Below are 20,718 nucleotides of genomic sequence, written 5' to 3'. Positions count from 1 at the left end.
AATAACACCTCATGAATAATATTCATAACCTGCATGGCCTAGACTTAAGTTTTTTTCACCGGATTGATATCAATTTATATCCGCTATTTATCGCAATTTATGAGCAAAAAAGTATTTCAAATGCGGCAAGCAGTCTCAATATTACGCAGTCAGCAGCAAGTCATGCTTTACAACGACTACGCCAACAACTTGAAGATGATGTATTTATACGTGTAGGCAATAAAATGTCTGCAACGCCTTTTGCAGAACAGATTTATCCAACTGTTAAGCAAGCACTTTTAACGATTCAAAATATTAGCCAACAGAAACATGTCTTTGATCCAACCAGTTTAAAAAGCTTAAAAATCGCCGTTCATGATGAGATTGAACCGATTATTCTTCCAAGGCTTGCTCAACATTTTCAAAATCTTAATTTAGATTTGCAGTTTGTCAGTATGAAGCTAGATCGAAAACATATTATGGCTGACTTGGCAACGCAGCAGCTCGATTTCGTGATTGACCTAGAACAATATTTATCTCCAAAAATTACCTTTGATCATTTGGTAACAGATGAGTTCGTCATTTGCAGTCAACTTAAAGAAGTCGATTTATCGAGTTATATCAGTGGTCGACACATTGGGGTTTCGTCACGCCGTACGGGCGCTTTGCTTGAAGATATTTATTTAAATCAACACCAAAAAATTTCAAGAAATGTATTTATGCGCTGTCAAAATTACTCAACGGCACTACAAGTTTTGGGAGCTCAAGCCAACGCAATATTGACCATGCCTCGTATGATTTTGCAGCATTTATCCTATAGTCCTGAAATTTGCTTACATTCTCTGCCTTTTGAGATAACCAATATTAAAATGGGTATGTTTTGGCACGAAGATTTAAGGGATAATTTAAGACATCAATTTTTGCGACATGAAATTATTAAACTTTTTCAGTAAAGCAAATTGATTGACTAAGCTTCTATCGTACAAGGACCAGTAATGAGTAAAGATGAACGGATAATCCAGAATCAGGACAACAAAAAAACGATTCGTCATGAAGATTACATTGCTGGCATCGGTAAAGGCATGTCAATCTTAGATAGCTTTAGCAGTAATCAACATCGCCTAAATATTTCTATGGCTGCTGAAAAAACTGGACTTACCCGAGCGGCAGCAAGACGTCATTTATTAACTTTAGAATATTTAGGTTATCTTGAGTCAGATGGGCACTATTACTATTTAACCCCGAAAGTTCTTAAATTTTCAGGAGCTTATTTAGGTGCAGCTCAACTTCCAAAAGTGTCTCAGCCTTTATTAAATCTGTTAACTAACCAAACTTCACTTATTTATTCGGTGATGGTACTTGATGGTTATGAAGCCATTACCATTGCCCGTAGTGCTGCCCACCAACAAACTGACCGTGTAAATCCATATGGTTTGCACTTAGGTAACCGCCTGCCTGCTCATGCGACATCTGCGGGTAAAATTTTATTGGCACATTTAAGCCAACAAGAACAATTGGACTGGCTTCAAAAATATCCTCTCCAACGTTTAACTAAATATACGCATGTCGAAAATGATAAGTTTTTAGAGTTACTACAAGAGATTCGAGAACAAGATTGGTGTTACTCACGTGAAGAACACGAATTAGGTGTTCATGCGCTCGCTGTACCAATTTATGGACAAGACTTTAAAGTTGTTGCAGCTTTAAATATTGTCTCTCCGACCATGAAAACAACTGAAGAATATTTAGTTCAACATATTTTGCCGCTATTGCAAGAGACTTCGCGGGACTTAAGACAAGTTCTTTAAATTTTACTTAGGCTATTTTGATAGGATAAATTTCATTATTCGCTTAGGCTATTTAGAGCATGAATACGATTCAAAATAAATGCTTAGGCTATTTCTAGAAGTAGTTGAAAGGAATTTTCAAATAACGAATGCCGTTTGATTCTGACTCCGGAAAATTTCCACCGTTCATATTAATTTGAATTGAAGGCAGAATTAATTTTGGCATTGCCAAAGTTGCATCTCGTTCTTGACGCATTTTTATGAATGAGTCTTTGGAAACACGTCGGTTTAAATGAATATTGCTTTGCTTTTGAGTTTTAATATCTGTTTGACAGACATATTCATCACGGCCTTCGGGTTTATAGTCATGGCATAAGAACATACGCATGTTATCAGGAAGTGTATAAAGCTTTTGTACAGAATCATAAAGTGCAGCCGCACTTCCTTTCGGAAAGTCGCATCTCGCTGAGCCATAATCGGGCATAAATAGAGTATCACCCACAAAAACAGCATCATCAATTATATAGCTGAGACAAGCTGGTGTATGTCCTGGTGTAGGAATGTTATATGCTTCTATATTCCCTATTTTAAAGTGCTCATTATCTTCAAATAGATAGTCAAAAGGCTGATTTGCATTGATTTGTTTAAAGTCAAAATTATAGATAGCCGAAAATGTTTCCTGTACAACAGAAATTTTCTTGCTAATTGCAACTGTACCGCCCAATTTAGATTTTAAATATTGGGCTGCGGTCATATGGTCGGCATGGACATGAGTTTCTAAAATCCATTGCACTTTAAAGTTTTGAGCCAAGACATAATCGACAATCAGATCAGCATTAGTTGTTTTTGTAGTTGCTGAAGCTGCATCGTAGTCAAGCACACTATCAATAATAGCGCATTGACGAATCGCTAAATCCGCAACAACATAGCTAAAAGTATTGGTATTTTCATCAAAAAAATCTTTTACTAGAGGTTGTTGCATAGGTTTAATTTCCTTTATTTAAGACTCGGTAAATAAACATTCCCGATAACATGGCCACAATAAAATAAAGCGCTTCAAAATGTCCTAATCCAACAAGCGTTAAAGCGGGCGCTGGACATATCCCTGCTATTCCCCAGCCTATACCGAAAATAAAAGCACCAACAATTAACCTTTGGTCAATCTGTGTATTCATTGGTAATTGAATTTTCTCATTAAAAAGCGTTTTAGGGCTTTTCATCGCCTTTTGAAATGGAATAAATGCCACAGCAATCGCGCCTAACATCACAAACATTAAGCTAATATCCCACTGCCCAAAGATATCTAAAAAACCTAATACCTTTTCAGGATTAGACATGCCAGAAATCATTAAGCCTAATGAAAACAAACCACCAAATATAAAAGCTAAAATGTTTTTCATAGGATTACCCCAATACATGACGAATGATATAAACGGTTAACATGCCAGCAAACATAAAAACTGCTGTCGCTATCATTGAGCGTTTTGATAGCCTGCTCATCCCACAAATACCATGACCACTTGTACAGCCTGATCCTAGTCGTGTCCCAAAGCCAACAAGTACACCTGCTAAAATAAGTGCAAATGTATTGGCTTTAATTTCAATTTCAGGCTGATAAAAATAGCCATATATGAAAGGTGTAATGACAAGTCCGGCAATAAACCAGAATGCAGAATTTTTAAAAGTATCTTTAGTAGGATTAATGACTTGAGCAAGCAATCCACTAATTCCAGCGATACGGCCATTTATATATAAATAGCCAACTGTTGCGATTCCGAGTAACAAACCACCTAAAAAGGCATAGACAATATTTGACATATAACCACTCTTAACAATATATGTTTTTATAATGTGTATTATACGCTTATTCCTTTAGAAATACTTAAAATAAAACTTTTGAGTTTATAATTCTTCTTAACAAGAAAAAGCCCCAAGGTTTTGGGGCTTTTGTCATTAAATTAGATCTTTAATGCCTAATTGTTCTGGCAGTTTTTCCATGACTTTATTTAATCTATTATTTGCAGGAGACATACAACCTGTGTAATGGCTTAATTTTGTTTCCGTGCCATTTGGTTGAATCCATGAAATGTAATAGCTAGACATATCAGTTGCTGTTTGCTGACAACCCGCAGTTTTAGATTGTGTGCCTGTTTCAGGACGATAAGCTTTTAGATCATCTGCAAGTTTTTTATAGTCTTTTACGCTACCTTGAATTTCTTTAACACCAATAGCTTTAGTGTATTGCTTGCCTTCAAAACGAATTAAACCTGTAGGTGTTACTTCTACAGAATAGATTGGGCATGCACCAAAGCATGGGCTAGAAGCATAACGAATTGTTTCTTGTGTATTCGGTGCTTGCTGAACAGAAGCACAACCCATCAAAGCTAAACTAGATAAAGTTGCAAGAACCAAAAATCTCATTACATCACCTATTATTATCAAGTAGGTTTAATTTAACAAATCATACACTTCTTGTCATTAAAGACTATTTTATGTGATTGTTTTCATAAATTTATATGTCTTAATGCTTAGGCTATTTTTATAATAATCAAATATTACGATTTCAATCACATAAAAAAAGGCCCATCTTGCGATGAGCCTTAAGCCAATAAAAGCTTAAATTCCTGAAATACAAATTATTACTGGGTAGTAATAACCTGCGATGACTATTCTAACGTAATGCTATAAATTATATAAATATAATATAAATATATATTTACGCTTGTTTTTTCAGCAAAAAAATCCTACTTTTCAGGACTAAAAAGTCAATAATGTTTATTTCTAATTAAAATTCACAACTTTAAGTTAAACAAAACTTAACAAACAAAGAAGATTTATTTATAGGTAAAACATTGTGAAAAAACATCTAATCGTTCGGCTACATCTAGTGTTCAAGCATTATCAATCTGAGGAATATTTTAGGTTTTGCAATGAGTTAAAACACTTTTTTACTATTTGGTAAAGCTATCTAGTTAAAACAATAGAGTTTACTCAATCATTTTAATATAAAAAATATATTAAAGTTAAAGGCAAAAGAAGAATACTCTTCTTTTGCCCATTAAGTTACTTCTCTAAACTATAAGCGATTACATAATCACCATGATCAGGTGATTGACGTGCTCCGCCCGCCGTAACAACAACAAATTGTTTACCTGTTTTCGGTGAAACATAGCTTATTGGAGTTCCTTGACTGCCTACTGGCATACGTGATTTCCACAGTTCTTTACCTGTAGATGAATCAAATGCACGTAAGTAGTAATCTTGTGTTGCAGCAAAGAAAACCAAACCACCTTGAGTTGCCATCGGCCCACCAATTGTTGGCATACCGATCGGTGCTTTTAAGCCCATTTTGATGCCCATAGGTCCTGTGTCTTCAACCGTACCCAGTGGGACTTGCCATGCGACTTGACGAGTTTTCATGTCAATTGCAGTCATAGTACCGAATGGTGGTTTCTGACAAGGAATGCTTAAAGCAGACATAAAGCGGTTTTTATTCACTTTATATGGTGTACCTTTCATTGGTACAGCACCCATACCTGTATTTACTTTTTCACCGCCACTCGCCTGAATCTTAATATCTTCAGGAGTTTGCTCCATCAATTGAACCCATAAGCCAAGGCGCATATCGTTCACAAACATATAACGATGAGTCGGATCAAAAGCAATGCTACCCCAGTTCATGCCACCCAAAGAACCTGGGAAGCTTAATGAAACGTCAGTACCCGGTGCAGTAAATAGACCTTCGTAACGCATTGACTTGAAGTTAATACGGCACATAAGTTGATCAAACGGCGTTGCACCCCACATATCTGATTCAGTTAAAGTCTGATTACCAATTTGAGGCATTTCAACTGAACGTGGTTGAGTTGCACTGTATTGCTCACCCGGAATATTGGCAGGCTTAACTGGCTGTTCAATTACTTTAGTCAGTGGTTTACCAGTTACGCGGTCAAGCACAAAGAATTGACCTGATTTGGTTCCAATCACAACAGCAGGTTTAGTCGTACCATCTTTCAATGGGAAATCAACTAAACTTGGTTGCATTGGTAAATCAAAGTCCCATAAATCGTTATGAACAGTTTGATATACCCACTTTTCTTTACCTGTTGTCGCATCAAGTGCCAAAACAGAAGTATTGTATTTATGATCTAACGGATTACGGTTACCACCCCAAATGTCGACAGATGAGCTACCCATAGGTAAGAACACCGTATTCATTTGCGGATCATATGACATCGCAGCCCAAGAGTTTGCCGAACTACGTTTATAGGTTTCACCCGGTTTAAGAACATAGTTAGGATCTGGATTACGTGCATCAAACGCCCAGCGAAGTTTACCCGTAATAACGTCATAACCACGGATAACACCACCCGGCATATCTGCTGCTACGTTATCGGCAATACGGCTACCCATCACAATGGTTGTTCCAGCAATAGTCGGTGCAGAAGTCACTTCAAAACGTGGAGCTTTAGTTCCAGCTCCCAGACCTTCTAACAGATCAACCGTTCCATTTACACCAAAATCAGCACAGCGCTGACCGTTATCTGCATTGACTGCAATTAAACGACCATCAGGTGTATTGGTATATAAACGGCGTGGACATGCTGTATTGGTTGCAACTGTGGTTACTGCATTTGCACCAGCCAAAGTTGGTTGTACAAGTGGCTTGGTCGAATCAAAGTATGCGACCCCACGGCAACGCTCCCAAGCATCGGCTTTAGAGTTCACTTCAGCTTTCCAGAGTTGTTTACCCGAGTCAGCATCTATCGCAAAAATGTTGTTATGTGGTGTACATAAAAAAACTTTATTTCCAACTTGTAGCGGGGTCATTTGGTCTTCTGCACCATTACCACTACCTGTTGTAAAATCACCTGTTCTAAAACGCCAAGCTTCTTTTAATTTATGAACGTTATCTCGGTTAATTTGATCGAGAGCAACAAAGCGACTACCACCTGCATCATTTCCATAATTTTCCCAATTCACCTGCTTTTTAGCAGGGTCAACTGGTACTAAAGGCAGCTTTTCACCTGAACTTGCTACTGTTGGATGCGGTTGGAACATTTGATAGAACGCAATCAACATACCGACAACAACTAACCCACCCACTGCATAAGATGAGGAGGCCAAACTAGTTTGAAATTGGTAACGTCGAATTGAAGGCAAGGTAAATAACAATGCGGCAAAAAGACCCGCAGGAAACATTAACCGCGAAAATAACGGCCAAAATTCCCATCCAGCATCAACAAATGACCAAATGACTGTGCCAACAAAAACAGCCGCAAAAATCCAGACACCAAGTGCCTTTTTACGAAAAATACTAAACGCAGAAATGGTAATTAACAGTCCTGCGACTAGGAAATACCAAGATCCACCTAATGAAACTAGCTTGCCACCGCCTACGATGTAAAAAACACCAGTAGCCAATAAAACTAGGCCTAATAGAAAAAACCATATTTTGAATAAGATATGAAACTTAGAATCTGACTCAGACATAGATCCTACTCCACATATACTGAACACAATAGTTCAAGCATTTGGGCCAGTTAAACTATGTCTAACCAGCCATCAACATTGTTAAAAATTGACTTTAACGCTAAGACCAGCCACCCAAGCATCATCGACCGCTTTTACACCAGCAGGTTGATGGATATATTGAATGTTTGGACGTAACATAACGGCCGGAGACCATTGATAGGTATAGTTCAACTCGACATTTAGTTCGTCGTCTTGAATTGGAATATAGTCAGATGCAATCGCATCATAGCTATAATATCCACGACTTTCGTTCGTTGCGATCTGCTTATCTTTAGCACGATCATTGACCACATAATTGGCAATACCAAAACCAATCGAATCATTTGGACGGCTATCAAACGGCCCTTTATACCAAAGTGCAAGTTGTTGTGTACTTTGAACAAAGGTGGTTGCTTTATCATTTACAACACCGTTCAAGCTTACATATAAACCACGTTTAGGGTCTTCACCTTTATGGGTAAGTTGTTGCTGAGCATTAATCCAGAAACTTTGTTTTCCGTCATGAACTTTGCCCGCTGTTTTTATGTCATTTGCTTCTGCGGTTGAGTACAACACCCCTACTTTATATTCACCCGGTAAGCCATTAAAAGCAGCAAGTTTTGGTTTCCAAGCAAGTTCAACCGGTATGGTTGCGCCCTTCACGTTGTTCATATCCAGATTAAAACCATCACTGTTTGATTCGGTTTTAATGTTGTCTGGATTTACCTCATAAACACCCAATCCCAATGTCCACTCAGGCGCAAACTGATATTTAACATTTGTAGCCCAAACACCGACTGGTGAGTTGTACCAAATTGAACCGATTGATTTTCCTAACTGCCCACCGCAAAGCAATAAGTTCTGAAACTCACATTGAGAACTATTAAAGTCCTCTGACATACCCATACGGCCCACTTTGACCTGTACTGTGTTATCAACAAAACCTTTTTTGACCCATGCTTGAGATAAACGCCAGATTTTACCGCGGCCATAAATCTCTTGGGCATTACCCAATTGGCTAGAACGCGGGTCTTTAATACGCTCGAGAGTTAATGCATTCCCGTCACGTTTAGTCACGACTAGGCTCGCTGTTGTATCTTTCCATCCAGCAATTTTTTCTAAGTCGAAGTTTGCACCTAAAGAAAGTTGTGCAGCATTTTCAAAAGTATTGCTGTCGTTGTAACCACCATCTAGATTTGTGGCAGCTTGGCTCATAATAGAAGCTGTAAATTTATAACCCTGTTGCTCTAGTTGCTGACGCTCACCATTCCAATCGCCAAGCAACCATTGACGATCTTGCGACCACGGCTCATTCGCAAGCGCAAATTGGCTACCTAATACAGCGATTGTTAATACACTCAGTTTCATTAAATTCGGCATTTTAAGTCCCTTTTATCATTTCTATATTTCTATGCTGCGCCTCAGTTTGAGGCGCTTTCGTTATTGTTATTTAACACTTGTAAAACCAAGCTCAGAAGTCGCACCAAAACGATCAGTGATATTCGCTGTAATTGAGGCAACTTTTACAGTTGGCTTCCAATTCGCTTTTGCGATTCCTTGTGCATCTGTAGCAACTGTTATTGCCCCTAAATATTGCTCAGCTTCTTTTGATGCCGCATTTTGATTACCAAAAAATTCAACTTGGTAACGTTGATTTGGTAAACCATTAACTTCTACTGCAACTGAACCTTTATTCGCAGTTAATTTAGGAGCTTTAATACCCTGATTAGGTTGAGCATTACAGCCTTGTTGATTTGGTTGAGTACATGTTTTTTGTTGTTTAGATGGATCAACAACCACACCACCACCACGAGAACCTACGAATCCTTCATGCTCAAGTGCAGGTACACCAAATACAATTGCACCTAAACGCTGATTCGGTACACATGAACCACCCGCTTCACAGCGTTTAATATCTTTACCATTGTCCCAAATCAGGTTTTTAGTCAATGTAATTTTTGCAGTTGCATCTTTTTCCGAACGAATCGCGACACCAATACGGTTACCATGCACTCTATTGCTATCAAGAATGTTGCCATCGCCAGTCATGTTAAAACCAATCGAGTTATTGGTCATTTCGTTGTAGGCGATATAGTTGCGCTTACCCCAGTTAATCTGTAAGCCATCCGAATAGTTTTCAAATTTATTACCGACTACGGCATTGTCATTACCCCACAAAATTTCAATACCTTGTGATGGTTCTGGGTTTGCTTTGGTTGAAACAAAATGGTTATTCGCAATTAAGTTAAACGCAGCACCACGTGTCAGTTCTAGACCATCGCCATTGTCTTGGAAGAGATTGTCTAAAACTTTATTGTTATTGGTCGTGGTTGCCGTTGGGTTACCTTGTCCATCATCACCAGTAAGCATGACACCCGCACCACCATAGTTATTACTAATACGGTTGTGCTGAATAAGATTATTGCTTGAACGGTTAACCAATACACCAATACAGAAACGATGAATGTCTAAACCTTTTAAAGTGACATTGTTGACGTCACGTAGTACCAATCCGGGTAAAGTCATGGTACGGACATTTGTTCCGTATTGTTCAGGGTTTGCACCTGGGCAAGCTTTTGCCCCTTCGCCTTTAATGTAATTTGATCCATCAATTGCGATGTATTCACCCGTTTTATCCCACTGGGTACCAATAATTTTGACAGGTACTTTAATTTCAGGAAGTGCGCTATTTAATTTAATCGCATAAGGTGCTTTACCTACCGCCTGAATCAAGATCTCGCTCGCTTCGCTTGAATTTGCATTGGCTTGTTCAATTGCCCAGCGTAAAGAACCTTTATTGCTATCATCTTGATAACGGTCAACAACATAAGTTTGTGCCGCTGCCATTCCTGAAACCATCAAACCTAATGCAAGAGTAGTTAAACGTAATGTATTCATTTCATCATGTCCTTATGATTTATGGGTTTGCTGGTTGAACGGTTTTTAAAATCTGTTTGAGCTTGGTTACATCAATTTGACCCGGTGCAGATGCTTCACCAATCATGCCAAAGCTATAACTTCCGCCCATATTGGCTGTGGCAACACGAGAAATCGTACCTAATTGCCCCATCGACATCGTTAACAATGGTTTAGTTGTTTGCTGACTTACTTTTAAAGTTGCGTTCATTAAAGTGAAAACGTCTTGTTTAGATTTTGGCATTACGGCAATTTTTAGAATATCTGCGCCCATTTGATCTTGTTTTAACAAGCGTTTTTCAATTTCATCTTGGCTTGGCGTTTTTTGGAAGTCATGATTAGACATCACCACTAACACTTTCTTTTGATGTGCTTTTTGAACAATCTCTGAAACTACTTTTTGATCACGGAACATTTCAACATCTAACCAGTCCATGAACGGATTTTTTAAATAAGCCTGATATGACTTGCCATAATCAGCATCGCTAATTTCAAGCTGACCGCCTTCGTTTTTGGTACGAATTGTGGCAATCATTGGTTTATTGCCTAAAATCTTTTTCAGCTCATGACCTAAGGCAATGACTTGTTTTGTCTCGCTGGCAAAACTGAGTAAATCGATACGAAACTCTGCCAAATCAGCATCTGCAGTATTTGCAATGACTTGAGCTTGTGCCAATGCTTGTTCTTTAGTTTTTGCGGTAATCGGAACAATCGTTTTAATGGCTGTAGCGGCAGGTTGTATTTGAGCAGCTAAAGCAACAGGTTCAGCATTCACCTGTGCAGTAAAAAATGGGAGTGCAAGCAAACTTAGGCTTAATAATGTTTTCATGTTCATATCATTCATCCTTAAAAAGGCTACACGCATCCTTGAATAATCAGGTGTAGCCTTAGGTGTTTCTTAAATATCAAAAAATACAGTTTCGTCATCGCCCTGAATACGAATATCAAAGCGGTAAACAACTTCACCATTTTGCTCAGAACGTTTTGCAATAAGTGTTTGGCGACGTGGTGCCCATTCAATGCTATTTAAAATTGGATCATTGCCATTTGCCTCAGCTTCATCTTCAAAATAAACACGTGTGTGAAGACCTAAGTTAATACCGCGAGCGAAAATCACTAAAGCAATATGGGGTGCCTGAGTTGAACCTTTACGCCCCGCAGTTGCACCCGGTTTAATTGTATTGAAACTCCAAATACCCGTTTCAAAGTCTGCACCAGTACGGCCCCAACCTTGAAAAGCTGGGTCAGCTTTTTGCTCACGTGTATCAGCCTGACTTGGGTAAATACCATTTGCATCGGCCTGCCAGATTTCAATAAGCACATCGCGTAGTGGTAAACCCAACCCGTCAAATACTTGCCCTTCAAGACGGATACGCTCGCCTTTGGTTTGGTCTTGTACAAGCTGGTTATTAAAGTTGTTTTCAAAAACTTCGATATTTGCTTGTTGTGGTAACAAACCAATGTGAACGTAAGGACCACCCGTTTGAGATGGAGTTTCTTTTAATTCCTGAAAATTCCAGTTATTCATGCTCGTGCTCCCGATTAAGTCAAATCATTTTCGAAGTAAGTCGCTCGACGTCCACGTAAAGTGATGTCAAAACGGTAACAACGGCTATCTGCTTCGATAAAGTTGTTTTTATCTTCTAGTGCAATCAATGCACGACGTTGATCTTCAGAAGGAATCGTTTTTAAAATCGGGCAAGTGTCAATGAGTGTATCGCCTTCAAAATAAAACTGCGAAATTAGGCGCTGAGCCCAACCATCAGCAATTAAAGAGAAGTGAATATGAGCCGGACGCCACTCATTGATACGGTTACGCCACGGATAAGGACCTGGTTTAATGGTACGGAAAATATAAAAACCATTTTCGTCAGTTAATGTACGACCACAACCACCAAAGTTAGGATCCATTGCACCAATAAACTTATCGTTTGGATGGCGATAACGACCAGAAGCATTGGCTTGCCATACTTCTAAAAGTGCATTTTTTACAGGACGACCAAACTGGTCACGGACATAACCATGAACAATGACACGCTCACCAATTGGTAAACCATCTTTGGCATAGTTCAAAATCAAATCGTTATCTTTTGGGCCAAACAAATTTGAAGAAAAATGCGGCGCAGTAACTTCAGTTAAAGTCTCATTAATAGAAATCAATGCATTTTTTGGCGAACGTAAAACACTTGTCTTATAACCTTCTGCATATGCAGGTGGATGATCTTCTGTATTACGTTGGGCGTAAGCACCCCAGCTATGTTGTGACATCTTTATCTCCTTAATCCTGTTCTTTCGCTGCAACTGAGTTGACTTCTATTCCCAACTCTTTAAAGACTTCTTCAGCCATATGCATTGCAGCGTTTGCAGCAGGTAAACCCGCATAGAGTGAACTGTGTAAGATCAACTCTTTTAAATCGTCTTTGGTTACGCCATTGTTGAAGCAAGCACGTAAATGCATGCGCAGTTCGTCTTCACGGCCAAGTGCCAATAAAATTGCGATCGTCACTAAACTACGTGTATGACGTGGCAGGCCTGGACGAGACCACACCTCACCCCATGCGTAACGGCTAATAAAATTTTGGAAATCTTGGTTAAAGTCATTTAGGTTTTGCAAAGACCGACCAACATGCTTTTCACCCAAAACTTCAGTCCGCACTTCAATGCCTTGTTTATAGCGTTGTTCATCATTCATTGTGATAGACCTCTATTAAGTTGCATCGGTATGCGCAACAAGTGATTTAACAAATACAGCAACAGCCGCAGCAGTCGCTGGAATTAGTAATAAACTGAGAATGGCAGTAAACGACCAATCATTGCCAAGTAATACAGCCCCAATCCAAGCACCAAATACCGCGCCAAAACGCCCAATTCCGGTCATCCAAGACACACCCGTTGCACGGCACTGCGTTGGATAAAAACGAGCACTTAACGCTGGCATTGAAGATTGCGCACCATTAATCGCGATACCTGCGCAAAGAACCAATACAGCAAGTAATGTTGAGTTTCCTAAGCTTTGACCCACAGCAATTGCGAACAGACCGGCAGCAAAGTAGAAAATGGCAATCACTCGGTTCGGGTTAAATTTGTCCATAGCCCAACCAATAAACAACGCACTCACCACACCACCAAACTGGAACAATCCACCGATAAATGCAGCACGCTCCATTGAAGCACCTGTTTCACGCATGAGGGTTGGCAACCAGCTTGTAAGCAAGTAAACAACCACTAAGCCCATGAAATAGGTCAACCAAAGTAAAAGTGTTCCTTTTGCATATGGTTTAGAAAACATAATTCCAAAAACATTTTTCTTTTGAGCTGTTTCAGTTTTCTCTTCAGGTACATGGAATGCAGTCGCATTTTGAACTTGAGTTGGCGCGATATGATTTAAGATTTTGCGTACTTTTTCAGGGTTCTTACCTTTAACAATTAAAAAGCGGTAAGACTCAGGTAATACAAAAATCACTAAAACCATTAAGATCAAAGGTGACCAGCCGCCAAGTAAAAATAGACTGTGCCAACCGTAGGTCGGGATGAGCCAACTACTAATAAAGCCACCTGTTGCCATACCTAAGTTGTAGCCACAGAACATACATGTCACCAACAGTGAACGAATGCGTGTTGGACAGTATTCAGAGAATAATGTGGTGGCATTTGGCATCGCTGCCCCCAAACCAATACCTGTCAAAAAGCGTAAAACGACAAGACTATCTAAGTTGGTTGCATAAGCAGACGCTAAAGTAAAACCACCAAACACAAGCATCGAAAAAGCTAAAACGATTTTTCGACCAAAACGGTCAGCTGTTGGGCCAGAAACCAAAGCTCCAATAATCATTCCACCAAGGGCAGCACTCATCACTGGGCCTAACTGAGAGCGATCAACGCCCCAGTCTTGAGCCAAAGCTGGAGCGATAAAACCCATTGCAGCAGTATCGATACCATCAGTAAAAATAATTAAGAAACAGATGATTGCGATCATCCATTGATACTTACTGAGTGGAGCATCATTAATTAATGCTTGAGCATCGATACTTTTATTTGGTGCAGCGTAATCCTGAGACGCCATATTTGCCTCCTTAAGGCCAATTCCTTTTAAACTACTAAGCTATTAGATTTGCTGAATAAACCTAGTCAATTCCTGAGTAAATCTTTGCGGTTGCTCAATATTAGAAAGATGAGATGCTTCCAATTTAGCAATTTGACTGTTCTTAATAGCATTCTGCATAAACTCAGCATCTACTACTGTTGTCACTGGATCTGCCGTTCCTGCAATGAGCAATATCGGAACTTGGATTTGCGTAATTTCATCTCTTAAATCAGCATGTGCTAAAGCACGACACGCATTGGCATAACCTTGTGCTGGTGTGTTTGCCAAACTTTGAATCGTCGTTTGTGCAACCACATTATGTTGATAGTCGAATTTTTCACTAAACCAACGCGTATGCGTGGTTTTAACCAATTCAGCCAGTCCATTTTGTTCTACTGATTCTGCGCGACTCAACCACGCCTCAGCCTGTCCAATTTTTGCCGCTGAATTTGCGACAGTAATGCTTAGAAAGCGCTCTGGGTAATGGATAGCTAACCAAAGCCCTGTAATTCCGCCCATTGAAATGCCACAAAAATGAGCTTTTTCAATATCTAAGGCATCTAAAATATCAGCAACATCTTCACCTAAATTTTGTAAAGATGTTTCAGCGATCACATCACTTTCGCCATGACCACGTGTGTCGTATGTAATGACATTAAAATGACTTTTAAGCTCATCTACTTGTGGCTGCCACATTCCATGATCTGTTCCTAACGAGTTAGATAACACAAGTGCTGGAGCATCTTTTAATCCGTCGGTATATACAGCGAGCTGTTTACCTTGTCGATTGGTTATAAGCTGTTTCACTTTATGTCTCCTCCTTGTGCTTCTTGCAGAACAGCATCAATTTGAGCTTGAATGTTGCCCAAATAGTTTTCTGCTTTAAATATTTCCAAAATTTCTGTTTGACTAAAATGTTCTTTTACTTCATCTAACTGACTAACAACTTCAGATAAATGCTGGTTTTGTGCTACTGCTGTTTTACAAGCCGCTTCAACGACATGATGTGCATTTAAACGTCCAATTTTTGGAGCAAGCGCCATCATGACAGCTTCCGCCATAATCAACCCGTTGGTACATTCAAGATTACGTTGCATATGCTCAGCATTAACTTCAAAACCTTGTAAAACTTCACCAGTACGACTTAATGCTCCAGCACAAAGCTGAAAAATTTCAGGAATTGCTAACCATTCTGCATGCCATGCGCCTAGGCTACGCTCATGTTCCTGCACCATGCTTTGATAAATGCTAGACATAAGCGCTGGTACACGATTTGCTGCTGCAAGTACTGAAGCTGCTGCAACTGGATTACGCTTATGCGGCATGGTTGATGAACCACCACGACCCTTTGCAGTTGGTTCAAACAATTCTGCAATTTCGGTTTGCATCATGAGTGACCAATCACGTGCCATCTTGCCGGTATTCCCGACAATCATGCCAAGCACACTTGCGATTTCTACAATACGATCACGCTCACCATGCCATGTGCTTGTCGGTACAGTCAGATTCAGTTGCTGAGCAAATGCACTGACTACAAGCGAACCTTGATCTTGCAAAGAAGCTAATGAACCCACAGCACCCCCTAGCTGAGCAGTAAGTACACGGGATTTCATGGCTTGGATACGGTCTAAATCACGTTTAAATGCAGAAGCCCAACGAGCAAGCTTATGTCCTAAAGTAATTGGCAAAGCTTGCTGTAACCATGTACGCCCAATCATGACTTGATAACGATACTGTTTGGCTTGTTGTAATGCTGTGGTGTAACACTGTTGAAGCTGTGCTTCCACAATCTTTAACGCATCGCGGCATTGCAAAATACATGCAGTATCTAAAATATCTTGACTAGTAGCTCCCCAATGCACATAACGGGAAGCATCTTCATCTACATCTTTAACAATTGCCGTAAGTTGTTTTACAAATGGAATTGCAATATTTCCTGCTAAGCCAGTTGCCTCTGCCAAGGCCGCAAAGTCAAACTTTTCTAGCGCCTGCTCAGCTACTTGGGCAATTGCATTCGCTGCATTTTGAGGAATCACACCAACTTGTGCCTGTGCTTGAGCTAATGCAACTTCAACCTGAATCATGTATGTGATTAACGATGAATCACTAAAGATGTCAGTGACGTCTTTTTGATAAAACAAGCTGGCATATAACTGGCTCATGATTAGACTCTCTCAATAATCAATGCGATGCCTTGACCTACACCAATACACATTGAACACAAGGCATAACGACCACCTGTTTGCTCAAGCTGGTTTAAAGCTGTAGTTACAAGGCGTGCGCCTGATGCACCGAGAGGATGGCCTAAGGCAATCGCACCACCGTTTGGATTTACCTTGTCAGAGTCATCTGGCAAGCCTAAATCACGAGTAACTGCCAAAGCCTGTGCAGCAAAGGCTTCATTCAGCTCAATCACATCCATCTGCTCTAAAGTCAGGTTGGCTTGTTTAAGTAATTTTTTAATGGCTGGTGCCGGAGCAAAACCCATAATGCGTGGTTCTACACCTACTGCTGTTGAAGCAACGATCTTGGCACGCGGTTTTAAGTTGTAAGCTTGAACTGCCTCATCAGAAGCGATCAGCAGAGCTGCTGCACCATCGTTAATGCCTGAAGCATTGCCCGCAGTCACAGAACCATCTGCTTTGACAACAGGTTTAAGTTTGCTTAAAGCTTCTAGCGTGGTTGATGCACGCGGATGTTCATCGGTATCAATCACAACAGCATCACCCTTACGCTGAGGGATTTCAACTGCCACGATTTCTTTAGAAAAAAAGCCTTTGGCTTGCGCGCTTGCGGTGCGTTGTTGGCTCACCAAGGCAAACTGGTCCTGATCTGCACGATTCACGTTGAACTGTTGAGCGACGTTTTCGGCAGTCTGGGGCATGGTGTCTACACCATACAATTCTTTAAGTTTAGGGTTAATGAAGCGCCAGCCCATGGTGGTGTCTTCAATCTTCTGGCTACGACCAAAAGCACTGTCTGACTTACCCATCACATAAGGTGCACGGCTCATGCTTTCCACACCACCTGCAATCACCAAGTTTGCTTCACCTGCTTTAATGGCACGGGCAGCAATAGCAATTGCATCAAGTGAAGAACCACAGAGACGGTTAATGGTGGTGGCTGGAACCTGATACGGTAAACCTGCAAGTAATGCTGACATACGGCCGACGTTACGGTTATCTTCACCGGCTTGATTGGCACAGCCGTAGATCACATCATCGACCTGTTCCCAATCTACATTCGGGTTACGCTGCATGAGCGCTTTAATTGGCACAGCACCAAGGTCATCGGCACGGACAGGAGCAAGGCCACCGGCATAACGGCCGAATGGGGTACGGATGGCATCGATGATATAAGCGTTTTTTAATGTCATTTCCCTACTTCCTTACCCTTGAGTCGCATCAATCAAAGTTGCACCAGTTAAAGCCTGTAACTCATCAAAGCTAAGACCTTCCACTTTCTCAATCACCTTTAAACCATCTTTGGTCACATCAATCACACACAGGTCGGTGTAAATACGGTCAACGCAGTGTTTACCCGTAACTGGATAGCTCAGCTCAGCCACAATCTTTGGCTCACCTTGCTTGGTCACATGGTCAGTAGTGATAAATACTTTTTTAGCACCTACAGCTAAATCCATCGCACCACCTACCGCAGGAATTGCATCCGGTGCACCTGTGTGCCAGTTGGCCAAGTCACCATTTGCTGCCACCTGAAAGGCGCCAAGCACGGCAATATCAAGGTGACCACCACGCATCATGGCAAATGAGTCGCCATGGTGGAAAAAGCTGCCGCCTTCAAGCATGGTCACAAACTCTTTACCCGCATTAATGAGTTCAGGGTCTTCTTCACCTGCCGCTGGCGGTGGACCAAAAGCCAACAAACCATTTTCAGAATGAAGAAAAATATCTTTGTCGTTAGGTAAGTAGCTTGCAATCTTGGTTGGTAAACCAATACCCAAGTTCACATAGGCACCATCTGGAATATCTTGTGCCACACGTTTTGCAATCTGGTCACGGCTGAGTTTCTGGTAGCTCATGTTATTTCTCCTTATTGCTTATTGTGCGGGCGCTACTTGTACAACATGCTGTACAAAAATACCTGGGGTGATGATGTGTTCTGGGTCTAATCCACCGAGTTCAACCACTTCAGAAACCTGAGCAATGGTGACATCTGCAGCCATCGCCATAATTGGGCCAAAGTTACGTGCAGATTTACGGTAAACCAGATTGCCCCAGCGGTCGCCTTTGTAGGCCTTAATCAAGGCAAAGTCAGCCTTAATTGGATATTCGAGTACGTAATCTTTACCATCGATCTGGCGGGTTTCTTTGCCTTCAGCTAAAAGTGTTCCAAAGCCTGTAGGGGTAAATACAGCGCCTAAACCCATACCCGCTGCCTGAATACGGCAAGCCAGATTACCTTGTGGTACCACTTCAAGCTCGACCTTTCCGGCACGGTACAGTTCATCAAACACATAAGAGTCTGACTGACGCGGGAAAGAACAGATTACTTTTTTAACCGAACCAGCTTTAAGCAGTTTAGCCAGACCATAATCGCCATTACCGGCGTTATTGCTGACAATTGTTAAATCTTTAATACCCAGTTCAATGAGTCCGTCAATGAGTTCAGCGGGTTGTCCTGCGGTACCAAAACCACCAATCAGAATGGTTGCACCATCTTTAATCTGCGATAGTACCTCGCTTAGTGAGGACTTACTTTTGTCAATCATTAGACAACTCCATTGTGCTCATTCAGGAAGGAATAGATAAGAGATTTAGGCACACAGAGGCAGAATGAACAGATAGATATTTCACTCAATCCCGAGTGTTTCCCTTAGATTTCCTTTTAAACATTCTTGATAATTTTTGTAATTTGATCTAGTTATCAAACCATGGTTTTGTTCGGTATAAATATTTTTTGTTCGATGATCGAACATTATCTAGTATAGTTGTCCGATCTTGATAAATCCTAAAACTTATCAATGTAAAAGAATATGAGTGGTTATAAATAGATATGTAGAAAACTTGCTTAGATGGGCAAATCAACCAAGCAAGTTAAAAATAATAGAATTAAGACTGAGATTGCAGAATCAAACGTGCAAGTTCTAAATCATCTGGATAGGTAATTTTTATATTATCCGAACGACCCATTACGACCTGTACAGTTTCACCCATATACTCGAGTGCACTTGCCTCATCGGTAATAGTGACGTTATTTTCTAAAGCATGTTCAATTGCTTTTTTTAGTTTACCGATTTTAGTAATTTGAGGAGTTTGAGCTTGCCATAATAAATCTCGGCTAACTGTTTTATCAATTTGATTGCCTGACTTAACCTGCTTTAAAGTATCACGAACAGGAATTGCTAAAATAGCACTCTCATTTGATTCAATTGCATTTGTCACAAGTGCATTTAAACAATCAATGGTTACACAAGGGCGAGCCGCATCATGCACAAGAACCCAATCATTTTCATCGGCAAAATTTAAAAGATGATTTAACGCATTTAAAACCGAATGGACTCGCTCAGCTCCACCAATGCAAAAATGTGCCTTATCTATATTTTGAAATGCTAGAGTCTGAGCAAAGGTATCTTGTGTACCAATTGCCAAAACATAACCATTTAATGGAAGTTGGCTTATACGGCCAATCGTATGTTCTAAAACAGTTCTATTCTGAATATATTGATACTGCTTCAATTCAGTTTTAGAAAAACGACTTCCTGATCCTGCAGCTGGAATCACTGCCCACAATTTAGTCTGGGATATCTGGGGATGCAGGTGTCTCATTCGTTTCCAAATCAACTTTAGCGTTCGGGTCAATATAAATAGGTTTGTAATGGGTACTGATCGTACTCATTTGAACAAATGTCTCGTGAGGTTTAACCAAACCAAGATCAAGGCGGGCATGTTCTTCTATTGCTTCTGTACCATTTTTCAGGTCAAAAACCTCTGCTGCCAAAATACGGTTTCGTTCTTTAAGCTCTTCATTTACCTCAGCTTGTTGCTGAATTTGTTGCATGAGAGCTTGATGAGGGATATAGCCACCCTCACCTAACCAAAATTGATATTGCAGGATAGCTACTAAAACAATAACAAGTAGCAATATCAGTTTGCTTGAAGTGGATCGAAATACTTCTAACATATCATTAAGATTTTTAATTAAAAACTTTGATTAAGCTTTTGTATTGTATAACAATTTAAAAAGAGCATGCAAAATTCCTGCAAAATCAGTGCAAAACTATTAATGCGCATGTTACTTTAAATTGACCATTGTGACATGTTTCATTTTGTCAAAAATGAATGAAATTTGAAAGGGAAATCATATTTATAAGTACAACTGCTTATAAATCACTCTATGGATATAAAAGCTATTCTGCGTATCAAGAAATTATATTGAATAAATAGAAAAAAGTCCTCACAAGAGGACTTTTCAATA

The 20,718-nt window shown here is 40.1% G+C and carries 21 protein-coding genes; 2 read left to right on the top strand and 19 right to left on the bottom strand.

All coding sequences use genetic code 11. The features are described from left to right. Nucleotides 1-11 precede the first annotated feature (11 nt). Both F968_RS08080 and pcaU read left to right on the top strand, forming a co-directional pair. Complete coding sequence (locus F968_RS08080; RefSeq protein WP_004792040.1) at nucleotides 12-932, top strand: LysR family transcriptional regulator; 921 nt, start codon at nucleotides 12-14, stop codon at nucleotides 930-932. Between the two features lie 42 nt (nucleotides 933-974). Then, nucleotides 975-1,787 carry an IclR family transcriptional regulator PcaU gene (gene pcaU / locus F968_RS08075; protein WP_004792039.1) on the top strand — a complete coding sequence of 271 codons (813 nt, stop codon included), beginning with the start codon at nucleotides 975-977 and terminating at the stop codon, nucleotides 1,785-1,787. Between the two features lie 94 nt (nucleotides 1,788-1,881). Here the strand turns inward: pcaU and F968_RS08070 are convergent, their stop codons facing one another. From F968_RS08070 to ftsB, 19 genes are all read right to left on the bottom strand, one after another. After that, nucleotides 1,882-2,748 (bottom strand): MBL fold metallo-hydrolase, encoded by an 867-nt coding sequence (locus F968_RS08070; RefSeq protein WP_004792038.1) that lies wholly within the window; start codon nucleotides 2,746-2,748, stop codon nucleotides 1,882-1,884. Between the two features lie 4 nt (nucleotides 2,749-2,752). Next, a complete protein-coding gene (locus tag F968_RS08065; protein WP_034596192.1) occupies nucleotides 2,753-3,166 on the bottom strand; it encodes a DUF6691 family protein in 414 nt (137 codons plus the stop codon). A gap of 4 nt (nucleotides 3,167-3,170) precedes the next feature. Then, entirely contained in the window at nucleotides 3,171-3,584 is a 414-nt protein-coding gene (locus F968_RS08060; RefSeq protein WP_004792036.1) for a YeeE/YedE family protein, read from the bottom strand. A gap of 135 nt (nucleotides 3,585-3,719) precedes the next feature. Next, on the bottom strand, nucleotides 3,720-4,178 hold the full coding sequence (locus F968_RS08055; RefSeq protein ID WP_081399632.1) for a DUF6438 domain-containing protein: 459 nt from the start codon (nucleotides 4,176-4,178) through the stop codon (nucleotides 3,720-3,722). Nucleotides 4,179-4,829: 651 nt separating this feature from the next. Further along, nucleotides 4,830-7,259: a glucose/quinate/shikimate family membrane-bound PQQ-dependent dehydrogenase gene (locus F968_RS08050; protein ID WP_004792034.1), complete on the bottom strand. Its 2,430-nt coding sequence runs from the start codon at nucleotides 7,257-7,259 to the stop codon at nucleotides 4,830-4,832. Nucleotides 7,260-7,340: 81 nt separating this feature from the next. Next, a complete protein-coding gene (locus F968_RS08045) occupies nucleotides 7,341-8,660 on the bottom strand; it encodes a carbohydrate porin (protein ID WP_004792033.1) in 1,320 nt (439 codons plus the stop codon). Nucleotides 8,661-8,726: 66 nt separating this feature from the next. Then, the gene (locus F968_RS08040; RefSeq protein ID WP_004792032.1) at nucleotides 8,727-10,178 is read right to left on the bottom strand and encodes a NosD domain-containing protein; all 1,452 of its coding nucleotides are present in this window, start codon (nucleotides 10,176-10,178) and stop codon (nucleotides 8,727-8,729) included. 19 nt (nucleotides 10,179-10,197) lie between these two features. Beyond that, the gene (aroD, locus tag F968_RS08035) at nucleotides 10,198-11,025 is read right to left on the bottom strand and encodes a type I 3-dehydroquinate dehydratase (protein ID WP_081399631.1); all 828 of its coding nucleotides are present in this window, start codon (nucleotides 11,023-11,025) and stop codon (nucleotides 10,198-10,200) included. Between the two features lie 69 nt (nucleotides 11,026-11,094). After that, nucleotides 11,095-11,724 (bottom strand): protocatechuate 3,4-dioxygenase subunit alpha, encoded by a 630-nt coding sequence (gene pcaG / locus F968_RS08030; protein ID WP_004792030.1) that lies wholly within the window; start codon nucleotides 11,722-11,724, stop codon nucleotides 11,095-11,097. Nucleotides 11,725-11,738: 14 nt separating this feature from the next. Beyond that, nucleotides 11,739-12,464 carry a protocatechuate 3,4-dioxygenase subunit beta gene (gene pcaH, locus F968_RS08025; RefSeq protein ID WP_004792028.1) on the bottom strand — a complete coding sequence of 242 codons (726 nt, stop codon included), beginning with the start codon at nucleotides 12,462-12,464 and terminating at the stop codon, nucleotides 11,739-11,741. A gap of 10 nt (nucleotides 12,465-12,474) precedes the next feature. After that, a complete protein-coding gene (gene pcaC, locus F968_RS08020; RefSeq protein ID WP_004792026.1) occupies nucleotides 12,475-12,888 on the bottom strand; it encodes a 4-carboxymuconolactone decarboxylase in 414 nt (137 codons plus the stop codon). Nucleotides 12,889-12,903: 15 nt separating this feature from the next. Further along, on the bottom strand, nucleotides 12,904-14,259 hold the full coding sequence (locus tag F968_RS08015) for a 4-hydroxybenzoate transporter PcaK (protein WP_004792024.1): 1,356 nt from the start codon (nucleotides 14,257-14,259) through the stop codon (nucleotides 12,904-12,906). 42 nt (nucleotides 14,260-14,301) lie between these two features. Continuing rightward, on the bottom strand, nucleotides 14,302-15,087 hold the full coding sequence (gene pcaD / locus F968_RS08010) for a 3-oxoadipate enol-lactonase (RefSeq protein ID WP_004792023.1): 786 nt from the start codon (nucleotides 15,085-15,087) through the stop codon (nucleotides 14,302-14,304). Then, nucleotides 15,084-16,442 (bottom strand): 3-carboxy-cis,cis-muconate cycloisomerase, encoded by a 1,359-nt coding sequence (gene pcaB / locus F968_RS08005; protein ID WP_004792021.1) that lies wholly within the window; start codon nucleotides 16,440-16,442, stop codon nucleotides 15,084-15,086. Before pcaB ends, pcaD begins: the two co-directional genes overlap by 4 nt. Before the next feature lie 2 nt (nucleotides 16,443-16,444). Then, nucleotides 16,445-17,656: a 3-oxoadipyl-CoA thiolase gene (gene pcaF, locus F968_RS08000; RefSeq protein ID WP_004792019.1), complete on the bottom strand. Its 1,212-nt coding sequence runs from the start codon at nucleotides 17,654-17,656 to the stop codon at nucleotides 16,445-16,447. A gap of 12 nt (nucleotides 17,657-17,668) precedes the next feature. Further along, the gene (locus F968_RS07995) at nucleotides 17,669-18,322 is read right to left on the bottom strand and encodes a 3-oxoacid CoA-transferase subunit B (RefSeq protein WP_004792017.1); all 654 of its coding nucleotides are present in this window, start codon (nucleotides 18,320-18,322) and stop codon (nucleotides 17,669-17,671) included. Between the two features lie 18 nt (nucleotides 18,323-18,340). After that, the gene (locus F968_RS07990; protein WP_004792014.1) at nucleotides 18,341-19,012 is read right to left on the bottom strand and encodes a 3-oxoacid CoA-transferase subunit A; all 672 of its coding nucleotides are present in this window, start codon (nucleotides 19,010-19,012) and stop codon (nucleotides 18,341-18,343) included. 340 nt (nucleotides 19,013-19,352) lie between these two features. Further along, complete coding sequence (gene ispD / locus F968_RS07985; RefSeq protein ID WP_004792011.1) at nucleotides 19,353-20,069, bottom strand: 2-C-methyl-D-erythritol 4-phosphate cytidylyltransferase; 717 nt, start codon at nucleotides 20,067-20,069, stop codon at nucleotides 19,353-19,355. Continuing rightward, nucleotides 20,035-20,424, bottom strand: a complete 390-nt coding sequence (gene ftsB / locus F968_RS07980; RefSeq protein WP_004643028.1) for a cell division protein FtsB — start codon at nucleotides 20,422-20,424, stop codon at nucleotides 20,035-20,037. Before ftsB ends, ispD begins: the two co-directional genes overlap by 35 nt. Nucleotides 20,425-20,718: the final 294 nt, after the last annotated feature.

Origin of the sequence: Acinetobacter sp. NIPH 817, from assembly GCF_000368405.1 — a bacterium.
GTDB lineage: Bacteria > Pseudomonadota > Gammaproteobacteria > Pseudomonadales > Moraxellaceae > Acinetobacter.
This window is presented reverse-complemented; position numbering and strand designations above follow the sequence as displayed.